A 15,523-nucleotide genomic window follows, 5' to 3' on the forward strand; every position below is an offset into this window, starting at 1 on the left:
CAGGGGAGACTCCGATCCGACACCGCCCGGGGCGCGGACCCCGAGGAAGGCCAGCAGCCGCATGCAGCCATCGTCCGGGGAGCGCTCGACGCAGCCCCGCATCCTGCTCCTGTCGACCTCCGACACCGACCTGCTCAGCGCCCGCGCGGCCGCCGGCCCGGTCCCGTACCGCTTCGCCAACCCCTCCCGGCTCGCGCTGGAGGACCTCCCGGACCTCCTCGACGGCGCCGGTCTGGTCGTCGTCCGCCTCCTCGGCGGCATCCGCGCCTGGCAGGACGGCCTCGACCTGCTGCTCGCCGACGGCCGCCCGGTCGTCGTCCTCACCGGTGAACAGGCCCCCGACGCCCAGCTGATGGCCGCCTCCACGGTCCCGGTCGGCATCGCCGCCGAGGCCCACGCCTATCTCGCCCACGGCGGCCCCGCCAACCTGGAGCAGCTGGCCCGCTTCCTCTCCGACACCGTCCTGCTCACCGGCCACGGCTTCGACGCGCCCGCCCCCGCCCCGTCCTGGGGCCCGCTGCCCCGGGAGGCCGCGGACACCGACGGTCCGACCGTAGCCGTGCTCTACTACCGGGCCCACCACATGAGCGGCAACACCGCCTTCGTGGGCGCCCTGTGCGAGGCGATCGAGGACGCGGGCGCCCGCGCGCTCCCGCTGTACGTGGCGTCCCTGCGTGCCCCCGAGCCCGAGCTGATCGAGGAACTCCGCGCCGCCGACGCCATCGTGACCACGGTGCTCGCCGCGGGCGGCACCAAGCCCGCCGAGGCGTCGGCCGGCGGCGACGACGAGTCCTGGGACGCCGGCGCCCTCACCGGCCTCGACGTGCCGATCCTCCAGGCCCTGTGCCTGACCGGCTCGCGCTCCGCCTGGGAGGAGAGCGACGAGGGCGTCTCCCCGCTCGACGCGGCCAGCCAGATCGCCGTCCCCGAGTTCGACGGCCGCCTGATCACCGTCCCGTTCTCCTTCAAGGAGATCGACGAGGACGGCCTCCCGGCCTACGTCGCCGACCCCGAGCGCGCCGCCCGCGTCGCCGGGATCGCCGTACGCCACGCGCGACTTCGCCACATCGCCAACGCCGACAAGCGCCTCGCGCTCGTCCTGTCCGCCTACCCGACGAAGCACTCCCGCATCGGCAACGCGGTCGGCCTGGACACCCCCGCCAGCGCGGTCGCCCTGCTGCGCCGCCTGCGCGAGGAGGGCTACGACTTCGGGGGCGCCGACGTCCCCGGACTGGCCTCCGGCGACGGCGACGAGCTGATCCGCGCCCTCATCGAGGCCGGCGGCCACGACCAGGACTGGCTCACCGAGGAGCAGCTGGCCCGCAACCCGGTCCGTATCCCGGCGGCCGACTACCGCCGCTGGTACGCCACGCTCCCCGAGCAGCTGCGCACGGCCGTCGAGGAGCACTGGGGCCCGGCGCCCGGCGAGATGTTCGTCGACCGCAGCGCCAACCCGGAGGGCGACATCGTCCTCGCGGCCCTGCGCTTCGGCAACCTGCTGATCCTCATCCAGCCGCCGCGCGGCTTCGGCGAGAACCCGATCGCGATCTACCACGACCCCGATCTCCCGCCCTCGCACCACTACCTGGCCGCCTACCGCTGGATCGCGGCCCGCGCCGACGACGGCGGCTTCGGCGCCGACGCGATGATCCACCTGGGCAAGCACGGCAACCTGGAGTGGCTGCCCGGCAAGAACGCGGGCCTGTCCGCCGCCTGCGGCCCCGACGCCGCCCTCGGTGACCTGCCCCTGATCTACCCCTTCCTGGTCAACGACCCCGGCGAGGGCACCCAGGCCAAGCGCCGCGTCCACGCCACCCTCGTCGACCACCTGGTCCCGCCGATGGCCCGCGCGGACTCCTACGGCGACATCGCGCGCCTGGAGCAACTCCTCGACGAGTACGCCCAGATCTCCTCCATGGACCCGGCGAAGCTCCCCGCGATCCGCGCCCAGATCTGGACCCTCATCCAGGCCGCCCGCCTCGACCACGACCTCGGCCTCGACGACCGCCCGGAGGACGACGGCTTCGACGACTTCCTCCTGCACGTCGACGGCTGGCTCTGCGAGGTCAAGGACGCCCAGATCCGCGACGGTCTGCACGTCCTCGGCACGCCGCCGGCCGACGCCGACCGCGTCAACCTGGTCCTCGCCATCCTGCGCGCCCGCCAGATCTGGGGCGGCACCACCGCCCTGCCCGGACTGCGCGAGGCGCTCGGCCTCGACGAGTCCGCCGCCACCCGCACGACCGCCGACGAGGCGGAGGCCAAGGCCCGCGCCCTGGTCGAGCGGATGGAGGAGCTGGGCTGGGACCCGGACTCCGTGCCCGACGAGCACGGCGAACAGGTCACCGCCATCCTGGAGTTCGCCGCCCGCGAGGTCGTCCCGCGACTGAAGGCCACCACCGCCGAACTCCACCACGTCGTCCACGCCCTGAACGGCGGCTTCGTCCCGGCGGGCCCCTCGGGCTCCCCGCTGCGGGGCCTGGTCAACGTCCTGCCGACGGGCCGCAACTTCTACTCCGTCGACCCCAAGGCCGTCCCCTCCCGCCTCGCCTGGGAGACCGGCCAGGCGCTCGCGGACTCCCTGCTGGAGCGCTACCGCGCCGACAACGGCGAATGGCCCACCTCCGTGGGCCTGTCCCTGTGGGGAACCAGCGCCATGCGCACGTCCGGCGACGACGTGGCCGAGGCGCTCGCCCTGCTCGGCGTCCGCCCGGTCTGGGACGACGCCTCACGCCGCGTGACCGGCCTGGAGGCCATCCCCGCCGAGGAACTGGGCCGTCCGCGCGTCGACGTCACCCTGCGCATCTCGGGCTTCTTCCGCGACGCGTTCCCGCACACCATCGGGCTGCTCGACGACGCCGTACGCCTCGCCGCGTCCCTGGACGAGCCGGCCGAGGCCAACCACGTCCGCGCCCACGTCCAGGCCGACCTCGCCTCCCACGGCGACGAACGCCGGGCCACCACCCGTATCTTCGGCTCCCGGCCCGGCACGTACGGCGCCGGACTGCTCCAGCTCATCGACTCCCGCGACTGGCGCACCGACGCCGACCTCGCCGAGGTCTACACGGTGTGGGGCGGCTACGCCTACGGCCGGGAACTGGACGGCCGCCCGGCCCGCGAGGAGATGGAGACCGCGTACAAGCGGATCGAGGTGGCCGCGAAGAACACCGACACCCGCGAGCACGACATCGCCGACTCCGACGACTACTTCCAGTACCACGGCGGCATGGTGGCCACCGTCCGCGCCCTGCGCGGCACGGCACCCGAGGCGTACATCGGCGACTCCACCCGCCCCGAGACGGTCCGCACCCGCACCCTGGTCGAGGAGACGTCCCGGGTGTTCCGCGCCCGGGTGGTCAACCCCAAGTGGATCGAGGCGATGCGCCGCCACGGCTACAAGGGCGCCTTCGAACTCGCCGCCACCGTCGACTACCTGTTCGGCTACGACGCCACCACGGGCGTGATCGCCGACTGGATGTACGACAAGCTCACCGAGACCTACGTCCTCGACGAGACCAACCGCGAGTTCCTCCAGCAGGCCAACCCCTGGGCCCTGCACGGCATCGCCGAGCGGTTGCTGGAGGCGGAGTCGCGCGGCATGTGGGAGAAGCCCGACCCGGCGGTGCTGGAGGGGCTGCGTCAGGTCTACCTGGAGGCCGAGGGCGACCTGGAGGGCGGCGAGGACTGACGCCGGGCGTCGGCGGCCCGGACGAGGGCGTCGAAGAGGGCCTGCTGCACGGGGTCCTCTTCGGCGGTGTCCTCGGGGTGCCACTGCACGGCGGTGAACCAGCCGGTGGCGCCGGGGAGTTCGAGTCCTTCCGTCGTGCCGTCGGCGGCGCGGGCGGTGACCTCCAGCCCCTCGCCGAGCCGGTCCACCCGCTGGTGGTGGTAGCAGGACGCCTCCACCTTCTGTGCTCCGGTGGCCTGTTCCAGCAGGGTGCCGCGCCGGAGCGCCACCGGGTGCACGAGGTGACGGTGTTCGCGCCCGGGGCCGCCCATGTCCTGCTCCAGGGTGCCGCCGAGGGCGACGTTGACGACCTGGAGGCCCCGGCAGACCGCCAGCAGCGGGATGCCCGACTCCAGGGCGGCGTGGGCGACCCGGAGGTCGAAGGTGTCCTGGACGTCGTCCACGTCGTACACGCTGGCGTGGGTGTCCGTCGCGCCGTAGCGGTACGGGGCGAGGTCGCCGCCGCCGGGCAGGAGGACGCCGTCGAAGCGGGCCAGGCGGGCGGTCGTGTCGCCCTCGGCCGGGTGGATGCTCGCGGGTTCGCCGCCCGCCCGCCAGACGGCCTCGATCAGGGCGCGCGCGTTGACCTCGGCGGCGTACCGCAGCGCGGAGGTCGTGGCGGAGAAACGGGCGGGCAGGGCTATCAGGGGCCGGGTCACAGCTGGATCCAGGTGGTCTTCAGCTCGGTGTACTTCTCGATGGCGTGGACGGACTTGTCGCGGCCGTTGCCCGACTGCTTCATGCCGCCGAAGGGGACGGTCAGGTCCCCCTCCTCGTAGCAGTTGACCCAGACCGTGCCGGCCCGCAGCGCGCGCGAGACCTTGTGGGCGGTGGACAGGTCGGAGGTCCACAGGCCGGCGGCGAGGCCGTACTCGGTGTCGTTGGCGAGCGTCACGGCCTCGTCGAGGTCGTCGAAGGTGAGGACGGACAGGACGGGGCCGAAGATCTCCTCGCGGGCCAGCCGCATACCGGGGTCGACCCGGTCGAAGACGGTGGGCCGCAGATAGCTGCCGCCGGTGTCGGTCAGCGTGCGTGCGCCGCCGGCCCGCAGGCGGGCGCCGTCGTCGACACCCGCGCCGATGTGGCCGAGGACCCGTTCGAGGTGGGCCTCGCGGACCAGGGCGCCCATCTCGGTTGCCGGGTCCAGCGGGTCGCCGACGCGCAGCTCCCGGGCACGGGCCACGATCGCCTCGGTGACGCGTTCGGCGACGGAGGAGTGCACCAGGAGCCGGGAGGGGGCGGTGCACATCTCGCCCTGGTTGAAGAAGATGCCCCAGGCCGCAGTGGCGGCGGCCTTCTCCAGGTCGGGGGCGTCGGGAAGGATGATGTTCGGCGACTTGCCGCCCAGCTCCAGCCAGACCCGCTTGAGGTTGGAGTCGGCGGCGTAGTGCAGGAAGTGCCGGCCGACCGCGGTGGAGCCGGTGAAGGCCAGGACGTCCACGCCGGGGTGGAGCCCGAGGGCCCGGCCGGCGGTCGGCCCGTCACCGGTGACGACGTTGAGGACGCCCGGCGGCAGTCCGGCCTCGGTGGCGATCCGGCCCAGCAGCAGGGCGGACAGCGGGGAGTTCTCCGAGGGCTTCAGGACGACCGTACAGCCGGCCGCCAGCGCCGGGGCGACCTTCCAGCTCGCGAGGGTCAGGGGGAAGTTCCACGGCACCACGGCGCCCACGACGCCCGCGGGTTCACGGGTGACCAGGGCCAGGGCGTCGGGAGAGGTGTGGGGCGACTCGTCGGTGAGCTTGTCGGCCAGCTGCCCGTACCAGCGGAAGGTGGTGATCGCGGCGCGCAGTTCGATGTCGTGCGCCTCCGTGAACGGCTTGCCCATCTCCAGGGTGATGGTCAGGGCCAGCTTCTCCCGCTGTTCCTCCAGGAGTTCGGCGACGCGCAGCAGCATCCGGCCGCGGTCGGCGGGGGCCAGGCGGGGCCAGGGGCCGGAGTCGAAGGCGCGGCGGGCGGCGGCCACGGCCAGGTCGACCTCGGCGCTGTGCGCGTCGGCCACCTCGACGAGGGTCCGGCCGTCGCGGGGTGACACGACGGCGAAGGAGGCGCCCCCGCCCGGCTCGTCCACCCCGTCGATGTGGTGCCGGCTGGGGAGGTCCAGCTCCATGGCGCGACGGAGCAGGTCGTCGTGGGCGAGGGCGGCGGGCATCGGCTCTCCTCTTCCTGTTCTGTGTGCGGGTTCGAATCGGTGGAGTCGGGCGGAGGTCAGTCCGTGGCCGGCTGCCGGTTCCGGGTCACCCAGGCCGCGCCCAGACCCAGCGCCAGCACCGCGGGCACGGTCAGCTGCAGCCACACGGCGGTGGTCCGGTCGCCGCCGATGAGCGTGGTGAAGTTCTCGATGATCAGCCAGATCGCCCAGGCGATGCCGAGCGCGCCCAGGACGGGTGCGATGAGCGTGTTCCAGGGCCGGGTGTCGGCGCGGGAGCGGCGGAAGAAGACGACCACGGACACGGACGTCAGGAAGTACAGGAGCATCATCGCGAGGACGGCCACCCCGCTGAACCAGGAGAACAGCGTCAGCACCGGGTCCTTGCCCAGCAGCGCGAACGGGACGACGAGGGCCGCCGCGATCACGGTCTGGACGAGGCCGGCCGCCCAGGGGGAGTGACGCCGGTTGAGCGAGGTCAGCCCACGCGGCAGCAGCCCTTCGCGGCCCAGGGAGAACAGGTAGCGGTTGGCGGAGTTGTGGAACGCCAGGATGCCGGCGAACAGCGAGGTGGCCAGCAGGACGGGCAGCACGTCGCCGGTCCACGCGCCGAACTCCGCCGCGATGGGGGCGAAGACCCAGCCCGCCGCGTCGCCGCTCTCCAGGGCCTTGCCCGCCTCCGCCGTCGCCCGGGAGGCACCGTGCGCGGAGACCAGCATCCAGGAGGTGAAGGCGAAGAAGCCGGTGACGACCGCGACCGACAGGTAGGTGGCGCGCGGGACCGTCTTCCTCGGCTCCTTGGCCTCCTCGCCGTAGATGGCGGTCGCCTCGAAGCCGAACATCGACGCCACGGCGAACATCAGCGCCACCCCGGGAGCGCCCTGGAGCGCCGCGTCCGGCGAGAAGCTGTCGGCGAGGCCGAGCCCCTCGGGGCCGCCGCCCTTGAAGAAGGTCACGAGGGCGAAGGCGATCAGGATGCTGAACTCCGCCAGGACGAACACCGCCAGCAGCTTGGCGCCCATCTCGATCCCGGCGGCGCCGAGGACCTGGACCACCACCATGGTGACCAGCGCCCACACCCACCAGGCGATCCGTACGTCGGCGTACGTCTCCACGAGGCCGCTGACCGTGGCGCCGTAGAGGCCGTACATCGCGGCCTGGATGGCGCAGTAGGCGAAGAGCGCGACGCCGGCGCTGCCGGAGCCGGTCGAGCGGCCCAGGCCCTTGCCGATGTACGTGTAGAAGGCGCCGGCGTCCACGACGTGGCGGCCCATGGTGACGAAGCCGATGGAGAACAGCAGGATCACGACGCCGGCCGCGATGTACGCGGCGGGGACGCCGGCCCCGTTGCCGATGACGACGGCGATGGGCACGGCCCCGGCGATGCCGGTCAGCGGGGCCTGGGCGGAAAGGACGAAGAAGAGGATGCCCAGGACGCCGAGGGAATCGGGCTTGAGCCTGCCTGCCGGGGAGGGTTCGTGCGAGGTGTGCGGGGCGACCGCCGTCTGACTGTCCACTCGGATCACCTGTCGGGGACGGGGAGGGATGGGGTTCGTTTAGACCCAAACGAATTGCCTCATCGTGGGCTTGAACTATCCGTTTGGCAAGGGGTCTCGTGAAGATTTTCCGCAGGCTTCTCACGGCCCGTGCGGGCATGGCGAAAAGCCCCGGACGCGGCACGTCCGGGGCCATGACCGCTGAGGTCAGCGGCTATGCGCGGGCTTCGCCGGCGTCGTACGCGTCCTGGTCGTCGGAGGTGGCGGAGGCGTCGGAGGCCGCGCCGTCGTCGGAGGCGTCGCCGTCGGCGCGGAGCAGCCGCAGGAGGGTGCGCAGCTCCTCCACGGCCCGTTCCGTGACCTCCGGCTCGTCGAAGACGAGCTGGTGCAGGACGAGACCGTCGAGCGCGGCGAAGACCAGCCGGGCGAGCGCCTGGTCGGCGCCGGCCGGCAGTATCCGGCCCAGCTCGCGCCGGGCGGCGTCGAAGTACTCGTCGTACAGCTCGCGGATCTGGGGCAGCAGCTCCGGACGCCGCCGGGACTCCAGCAGCAGCTCGTACTGGAACGCCTGGGTGTCCGGGTCGGCCGTGACCATCTCCGACAGCCCGACGGAGAAGTCGGCGACCTTGCCGGTGCCCGGTTCCAGGGAGCTGGTGTCGAGCGAGGAGCGGATGGTGTGGGCGAGGGCCTCCTCGATCAGGGCGTCGCGCGAGCCGAAGTGGTGCACGACGAGCCCGTGGGTGACCCCCGCCTCCTCCGCGACGGCCCGGTAGGTGAGCCGGCGCAGCCCGCCCCGCGCCACCACGCGCACGGCGGCGTTCAGCAGGGCGTCCCGCCCCTCGCCGTAGTGGAGGCGCTTGCGTGGCCGTCGGCTCTCGGGGACGTAGGCGGAGTCGGTCATGCGCGTGACCCTACCCGCCCGCCCCCGGCCCGCCGCCTGCCCCTCTCACCGCCGGGATCACCGCCGGGGCGGGCGGACTCCACGGAACTCCCAGTCGCCGCCGAGCGCCGTGGACAGCACTTCCTCGGACTCGGTGGGCTGTGCGCCGACGTCGGCGCGGACCGCGGTGGGGCCGGTGACGACGTGGTTGGTGAGCCGGCCGAGGCCCTCCACCTCCACCTCGACGACGTCGCCGGGCCGGACGGGCCGGGAGTTGGCCGGGGTGCCGGAGAGCAGGACGTCACCCGGGTACAGCGTGATCGTGCGGGCGATGTCGGCGACGAGGTAGTGCATGTCCCACTTCATCTCGTCCGTCGTGCTGTCCTGGACGACCTCGCCGTTGACGTACGTCCGCAGCCGCTTGCCGTGGAAGTCCCAGTCGGTGACGAGCCCGGGGCCGAGCGGGCACAGGGTGTCGGAACCCTTCACCCGCAGCATCGAACCGGCGTCGGTGTCACGGAAGTCGTGCAGGCCGTAGTCGTTGGCGATCGTGTAGCCGGCGATGTACGCGCCCGCGTCCTCGGGCGCGATGTTCCGGGCGGTCCTGCCGATGACGATGGCGACCTCGCCCTCGTAGTTGAGCCACTTGCAGCCGTCGGGGCGGACGATCGCGCCCCGGTGGCTGTTGAGGGAGGAGGTCGGCTTGTGGAAGTAGGTGGGCGTCTCCGGCAGATCGATCCGGAACTCGTCCACGCGGCTGCGGTGGTTGAGGTGGACGGCGATCACCTTCGACGGCACGACCGGCGGGAGGTGGTGGGCCTCCTCGATCTTGACGCGGCGGCCGTCCCCGGCGACCAGTTCGTCGCCGTCGACGGTGACCTCGACGGTGGCCCCGTCGAGGAGGATGCGGCGGTACTCGGGCATGAGGGCTCCAGGGGTGGGGCTAGTCGCGGGTGTGAGGGTCGTGCGGGCCGGCGGCCGTGGACGTGCCGCCGCTGTCGTCGCCGGTCCAGCCGTGGGCCGGGCGGTCGAACCACAGGTGCACCTGTCCGGTGCCGATGGAGTTCTCGTACTCCCCGTACTGCCGGGCCCTGGCGACACAGGCCTGCTCGCCGAGCGCGCCCGCCATCATCAGGTAGTGGAAGAACCTGGCCTCGGGCTTGTACTTCCAGAACTCGTCCATGGTGTCGAGGACCTTGTCGTGCCGGCCCTCCTTGAACCAGGCGATCCGTTCGAGGTCCGCCGCACGGGCCTCGGGCGTACGGATGTGCACCGGATCGCTGGACTCGTGGTCGCGCAGCTCGCGCAGCGGCCAGAAGGTGTGGGAGAGGGCGCCGGAGGCGATGATCAGGACCCGTCGCCCGGGGGTGGCGGCGATGCCGTCGGCGAGCGCCCGTCCCAGCCGGAGATGGTCCTCCATGTCGCCGGTCTGGCAGACGCCGATGGTCACCCAGCGCTTGTCGGGCAGACCCTCGCCGAGGAACTTCCACAGGTTGATCGTGGCGTAGTAGATCGGCAGGTACTCGTCCTCGATCGCGGTGATCCAGGTGCCGTGCTCGTCCGCGAACCGCTCGATGTTCCGGGCCAGTTCGGGGTCGCCGGGGAAGTCGTACGGCATCCGGCACATCCCGCGCGGCAGCTCCTCGGAGGTGAAGAGGCCGGCCCGGCGCGTCTGCGCGGTGACCACGAACTCGACGGTCGTCGCCCAGTGCGAGTCGAGGACCACGACGGTGTCGTAGTCGTCGCGCGAGAAGACGTCCTCGCGCAGCTGCCGCAGACCGGTGACGAGGGTGATCTCCCTGCCCTCGTTCAGCTCCAGCCGGTCGGCCTCCGGCAGGACGATGGTGGGGACATGGGCGAGGAGCCCCGCCCCGACGATCTCACCCATGGTTGTTCCATCCGTTCGGCGCGGTGACGGTGTTCTTCACGTCGCAGTAGAAGTCGAAGCTCCAGGTGCCGCCCTCGCGGCCGACCCCGGAGTGCCGGGAGCCGCCGAAGGGGGCCCGGAGGTCGCGGACGAAGAAGCAGTTCACCCACACCGTGCCCGCCACCAGCCGCTCGGTCACCCGGGTGGCGCGCTCGGTGTCACCGGTGGCGAGGGTGGCGGCCAGTCCGAAGCGGGTGTCGTTGGCGAGCCGGACCGCCTCGTCCTCGTCGGTGAAGGTCTGCAGGGTCAGGACCGGCCCGAAGACCTCCTCCTGCACGATCTCCGAGTCCTGGGCGACGTCGGTGAGCAGGGTGGGCGCGTAGTACTGCCCCTCGCCGGGGTGCCCGCCGATGACCACCCGGGCCCCGTCGGCCACGGCCCGCCGCACGAAGCCGTCGATCTTCTCCAGCTGCCGGGGGTGGATGTTGGGCCCGACGTCGGTGGCCTCGTCGCGGGGGTCGCCCTGCTTCAGCGCCGACGCCTTCGCCACGAACCGCCGGGTGAACTCCTCGGCGACCGACTCCTCGACCAGGAACCGCGTGGCCGCGAGGCAGACCTGCCCGGCGTTGTCGTACTGCTCCACCGCGAGGTCCACGGCCAGGTCCAGATCGGCGTCCGCGAAGACCAGCAGCGGTGACTTGCCGCCCAGTTCGAGACTGAGCGGAGTGAGGTTCGGCGCCGCCGAGGCGGCGATCCGCTTGGCCGTGGGCACGGACCCGGTGAAGCTGATCCGCCGCACGTCCGGGTGCGAGGTGAGCGCGTCACCGATCTCCGAGCCGTACCCCTGCACGACGTTGAGCACTCCGGCGGGCAGTCCCGCCTCGGCGGCGATGTCCGCCAGCAGCGAGGCGGTCAGCGGGGTCCACTCGGCGGGCTTGAGGATCACCGTGTTGCCGGCGGCGAGGGCCGGGGCGACCTTCCAGGTGGCCAGCATCAGCGGCGCGTTCCACGGCGTGATCAGCACGGACGGGCCCGCCGGGTCCCAGCTCACCTTGTTGGTGTGCCCGCGCGTCTCGAAGTCCTCGTGCGCCAGCGTGAGCAGCCGGTCGGCGAAGAACCGGAAGTTGTGCGCCACGCGCGGCATCACACCCCGCCGGTGCGAGCGCAGCAGCGCCCCGTTGTCGTTGGTCTCGACGATCGCCAGCTCCTCGATCCGCTTCTCGACCCCGTCGGCGACGGCGTGCAGGACGCGGGCGCGTTCGGCGGGGGAGGTGGCGGCCCAGCCGGGGAACGCCGCACGGGCGGCGGCGACGGCGGCCTCGACCTCGGCGGTCCCGGCGCGGGCGATCTCGCCGAGGACCCGGCCGTCGATGGGAGAGACGTCGGTGAAGGTCTCGGCGGAGGCGACCCGCCGCCCGCCGATCCAGTGCCGGGTGTCGACGGAGACGCCGGCGACGGTGATTTTGTCAGACATGAAAGGACATTCCTTCTCGGGATAGGTGCGGACCCGCTTGGCTGGGGGCGCGGGGCTGTCGCGACGGGCGGTGGGCCGCGTGGGCGCGACCGGCCACGGACGGCCCGCGCCGACGGCGGCGGTACGCGACCCGCGCGCCGACCGGCGGCTCTACTCGGCGAGCGCGCCCGACAGCCCGGACTCCAGCAGCCGCCCGCCGTCCCAGACGACCCCGACCTGCCGGTAGTACGCGGCGATCGGCTCCTCGACCGACAGCCGGGCCAACTCCTCGGTCGGCGCCTCGAAAAGCTCCAGCTCGGCCTCGCCGACCCACGGCCGGCCGCCCTCGAAGGAGGCGGCGCCGGTCTCGATCAGCTCGTCCAGCGCCAGGCCCTTGCCCTTCTCGATCGACGGCAGCCAGCGGTGGTGCGCCATGGGGTGGGCGTTCACGAACCCGTTCGTCTCCGACGGTTCCCGCAGCGTCACCACGGTCTGCGCGAGCCGTCGGTCGGCGGCCGCGAGCGTCGCCCCGAAGCGCGCCCCCGCCTCGATGCGCGGGGCCGGTCCGAAGGGGTGCGGCCGCGTCTGGTGGATGGACCCCAGCTTCTTCGGATACCCCTGGTGCAGCCCGCGCGCGATCGCGAAGTCCTTGTCGACCCAGATGTAGACGCACCGCGAGTAGGTCCGCCCCTTGTACCGGCAGCGGACGACCGCGAAGGCCTCCTTGTACTGGGAGAGCACCGGGTCGAGCAGTTCCGTGGCCGAAGCCGAGCAGGACTGCCAGTCGGCCCAGATCAGCGCGACCGCGCCGGGGTCCTCCTCGGCCAGTTCCAGCGGCTCCGGCAGCAGTTCACGCACCCGCGCGGGATCCGTGCGGTACTCGACGGTGAGCAGGTCGCCCGAGTAGCGCCACGGCGGCGACGGGATCAGCGACGAGGCACCGCTCGCGGTCTTGGGGTGGAAGTATCCACGGACACTGGTCATGGTCAGGGGGATCCTTACGCGGTGAGGGCGGGCTGCTTGAGCAGTTCGGCGCGGTGGCGAGCGGCGGCGGACACGATGCCGGGGCCGCCGAGCGCGACGACCCCGACCAGCCGGCCGCCGTGGTGGTAGCCGGCCAGGACGTCCCCGGCGGGGTCGCCCTCCAGGACCCGTACGTCGTCCCGGCCGAGGACCGGTGCGCCGAAGGACTGCAGGCGGAAGTCGTGCTGGTCGCTCCAGAACGTCGGCAGCGGTGCGAAGGGGGGCGGCTCGGCGCCGGTGAGGACCTTCGCCGCGTGTTTGGCGGTGTCCGTGGGGATGGACCAGTGCTCGACGCGGCGGGGCACGCCGTCGTAGCGGGCGTTGGGGAAGCGGGCCACATCGCCGACGGCGACCACCTCGGGGCGTCCGCCGACCCTCAGCTGCTCGCAGGTGAGCACGCCGTCGGACAGGTCGAGGCCGTTGCCCTCCAGCCACTCGACGTTGGCGAGAGAGCCGACCGACTCCACCACCACGTCGGCGGGCAGGACGGTCCCGTCCCCGAGCACCACACCCGTGACCCGGTCCTCGCCCTCGAAACCGGCGACGCCCGTGCCGAGCGCGAACCGCACCCCGCGCTCCTCGTGCCGCCGCAGCAGCGCACGTCCGAGCAGGTCACCGAGCGGAGCGACCATGGGCAGCGGCAGCGGATCGACCACGGTCACCTCGGCGACCCCGAGACCCACGGCCGTGGCGGCGACCTCGCAGCCGATGAACCCGGCGCCGATCACGACCACCCGGGCACCGGGCCGGGTCAGCTCCTCGCGCAGGCCCTGCGCGTCGGCCAGCGTACGGACCGTGTGGCGCCCGGGGAGCGGGCCGGGGCAGGTAAGCCGGCGGGGCCGCATGCCGGTGGCGACGACCAGGGCGTCGTAGGACAGCGACGAGCCGTCGTCGAGTTCCACGCTCCGCTCGTCGAGGCGCGCGGCGACGACCTTGGTGCCGAGCCGCCACTCCACGTCTGCCACGCTCGCGCGGGGACGGAAGGCGAGCGACTCGAAGGGCGCCTTCCCGGCCAGCACCTCCTTGGAGAGCGGGGGCCGGTTGTAGGGCATGTGCGGCTCGTCGCCGACGACGGTGACCGGCCCCGTCCATCCCGCGGCCCGCAGCTGTTCGGCGGCGCGCAGACCGGCCATGGAGGCACCCGCGACGACCACGCGTCCTGTCATGGCGCTCAGCCCTCGATCCGGATGGCCTGGAGCGGACAGACGTCGGCGGCTTCCTCGACCTCGTCGAGGAGCGCGTCGTCGGGGTCGCTGACGTAGGCCAGGCGCCCGTTCTCGTCGAGCTGGAAGACGTCGGGGGCGGCGAAGACGCACTGTCCGTGGTCCTGGCACTTGTTCATGTCGACGACGACCTTCATGGCCGGGTCCTCCTGGGATTCAGGGCGTCGGGCGGGGTGGGGAAGCCGATGACGAAGTATCTCGTTTGGCTTCAAACAACATAGGAAGCCGCCACCCCCTGGTCAATACCTGTCCAGGTGGATAATTTTTTGTGGCCGACCCCTTGCGGGCCGAGGGAGACGTTCTTATCGTTTGGCATCAAACAATCGGCCCCAGTCGTCTAGGAGACAACGGTGAGCGCATCTGAAACGCCGGCCGTCGGGCATCACCAGGAGCGGCTGGCCGCAGAGGGCATCGACGTGGTCCGGGTGATCTACCCCGACCTCATCGGCACCGACCGGGCCCGCGACGTACTGCTCGACCAGCTGCCGACGGCGTGCGAGCACGGGCTCGCCTTCTGTCGGGCTGTCTACCACACCTCCCCCCAGGGCGATGTCGTCCCCGTCGCCGGGGGCCTGGACGCCGGCCTGCCCGACATCCATGTGCGTCCCGACCTCGACACCCTGATCGCCCTGCCGTGGGAGCCGGGCGTCGCCACCTGTCTCGGCGAGACCATCGACCCGGCCACCGGGGCACCCGCTCCCGAGTCCCCGCGCGACCTGCTGCGCTCGGTGCTGGCCCGCTCGGCCGAGCAGGGCCTGCGCCCGGTCGTCGGCCCCGAACTGGAGTACTTCCTCTGCGACGAGGACCCCGCGTCCCCGAGCGGCTTCAAGCGGTACTCGGGTGCCACCGGAGCCGTCTACACCGCCGGTCTGCGCGCCGACCCCGACAACCACCTGCTGCGCACCCTGCGGCACCTGCGCGACCTGCGTATCGGCGTCACCAACGGCAACCACGAGTTCGACGGCGGCCAGTTCGAGATCAACCTGACGCATTCGGAGGCCCTCTCGGCCGCCGACCGCTCCTTCCGCTTCAAGGCCGCCGTCAAGGAACTCGCGCGCAAGGAGGGCCGCCTCGCCACCTTCATGGCCAAGCCCTTCAACGACGCGGGCGGCTCCGGCTTCCACCTCCACCTGTCCTGCGACGACGACCGGGGCCACAATGTCTTCGACGACCCCGCGGGCCGGTACGGGCTCTCCGACACCGCCCGCCACGCCGTCGCCGGAGTCCTCGCCCACGCCCCGGCCCTCGCCGCCCTCGCCAACCCCACGATCAACTCCTACAAGCGGTTCGGCCCCGACACCCTCGCGCCCTGGCTGATCGACTGGGGCCTGGACAACCGCAGCGCCATGGTCCGCATCCCGCCCGAGCGCGGCTCCGGCGCCCGTCTCGAACTGCGGCTCGGCGACGCCGGCGCCAACCCGTACCTGCTCATCGCCGGCACGATCGCCGCCGCGCTGCTCGGCGTCCGCGCGGGCGAGGAACCCCCCGCCCCGCTGGAGGGCTACGGCTACGACACCGCCCGCTCGGCCGTGCTGCCGACCAGCCTGCCCGCCGCCCTGGACGCGCTGGAGGCGGACACCGCCCTCACCGAGATCCTCGGCAAGGACTTCACCACCTCGTATCTCACCTACAAGCGCGATGAGGTCGAACGCTTCCAACGGCACGTCACCGACTGGGAGTTCACCGAGTACGCCTACCACCTGTGAAG

The 15,523-nt window shown here is 72.5% G+C and carries 12 protein-coding genes; 2 read left to right on the forward strand and 10 right to left on the reverse strand.

What is annotated here, in order from left to right:
• Positions 1–61 precede the first annotated feature (61 nt).
• A complete protein-coding gene (cobN, locus tag H4687_RS40405; RefSeq protein WP_046912995.1) occupies positions 62–3,688 on the forward strand; it encodes a cobaltochelatase subunit CobN in 3,627 nt (1,208 codons plus the stop codon).
• On the opposite strand, the gene H4687_RS40410 is transcribed toward cobN, so the two are convergent.
• The 10 genes from H4687_RS40410 to H4687_RS40455 form a co-directional block, all read right to left on the reverse strand.
• On the reverse strand, positions 3,646–4,386 hold the full coding sequence (locus H4687_RS40410) for a gamma-glutamyl-gamma-aminobutyrate hydrolase family protein (protein ID WP_046912994.1): 741 nt from the start codon (positions 4,384–4,386) through the stop codon (positions 3,646–3,648). The two genes, cobN and H4687_RS40410, sit on opposite strands and share 43 nt — an antisense overlap.
• Entirely contained in the window at positions 4,383–5,876 is a 1,494-nt protein-coding gene (locus tag H4687_RS40415; protein ID WP_046912993.1) for an aldehyde dehydrogenase, read from the reverse strand. Before H4687_RS40415 ends, H4687_RS40410 begins: the two co-directional genes overlap by 4 nt.
• A gap of 56 nt (positions 5,877–5,932) precedes the next feature.
• Positions 5,933–7,390 carry an APC family permease gene (locus H4687_RS40420; RefSeq protein WP_050398618.1) on the reverse strand — a complete coding sequence of 486 codons (1,458 nt, stop codon included), beginning with the start codon at positions 7,388–7,390 and terminating at the stop codon, positions 5,933–5,935.
• Between the two features lie 193 nt (positions 7,391–7,583).
• Positions 7,584–8,270, reverse strand: a complete 687-nt coding sequence (locus H4687_RS40425; RefSeq protein ID WP_050398619.1) for a TetR/AcrR family transcriptional regulator — start codon at positions 8,268–8,270, stop codon at positions 7,584–7,586.
• A 57-nt stretch (positions 8,271–8,327) separates the two neighbouring features.
• A complete protein-coding gene (locus tag H4687_RS40430; RefSeq protein WP_050398620.1) occupies positions 8,328–9,173 on the reverse strand; it encodes a fumarylacetoacetate hydrolase family protein in 846 nt (281 codons plus the stop codon).
• A gap of 19 nt (positions 9,174–9,192) precedes the next feature.
• A complete protein-coding gene (locus H4687_RS40435) occupies positions 9,193–10,137 on the reverse strand; it encodes a 3,4-dihydroxyphenylacetate 2,3-dioxygenase (protein ID WP_046915184.1) in 945 nt (314 codons plus the stop codon).
• Complete coding sequence (locus H4687_RS40440) at positions 10,130–11,590, reverse strand: aldehyde dehydrogenase (RefSeq protein WP_046915185.1); 1,461 nt, start codon at positions 11,588–11,590, stop codon at positions 10,130–10,132. The genes H4687_RS40435 and H4687_RS40440 overlap by 8 nt, the downstream gene beginning before the upstream one ends.
• A gap of 150 nt (positions 11,591–11,740) precedes the next feature.
• Positions 11,741–12,553, reverse strand: a complete 813-nt coding sequence (locus tag H4687_RS40445) for an acetoacetate decarboxylase family protein (RefSeq protein ID WP_046915186.1) — start codon at positions 12,551–12,553, stop codon at positions 11,741–11,743.
• Between the two features lie 14 nt (positions 12,554–12,567).
• The gene (locus H4687_RS40450; RefSeq protein WP_046915187.1) at positions 12,568–13,758 is read right to left on the reverse strand and encodes an NAD(P)/FAD-dependent oxidoreductase; all 1,191 of its coding nucleotides are present in this window, start codon (positions 13,756–13,758) and stop codon (positions 12,568–12,570) included.
• Between the two features lie 5 nt (positions 13,759–13,763).
• Entirely contained in the window at positions 13,764–13,952 is a 189-nt protein-coding gene (locus tag H4687_RS40455; protein ID WP_005484148.1) for a ferredoxin, read from the reverse strand.
• Positions 13,953–14,165: 213 nt separating this feature from the next.
• Here H4687_RS40455 and H4687_RS40460 point away from each other — a divergent pair, with 213 nt between their 5' ends.
• On the forward strand, positions 14,166–15,521 hold the full coding sequence (locus H4687_RS40460) for a glutamine synthetase family protein (protein ID WP_046915188.1): 1,356 nt from the start codon (positions 14,166–14,168) through the stop codon (positions 15,519–15,521).
• Positions 15,522–15,523: the final 2 nt, after the last annotated feature.

The organism is Streptomyces stelliscabiei (assembly GCF_014873495.1).
Taxonomy (GTDB): Bacteria; Actinomycetota; Actinomycetes; order Streptomycetales; family Streptomycetaceae; genus Streptomyces; species Streptomyces bottropensis.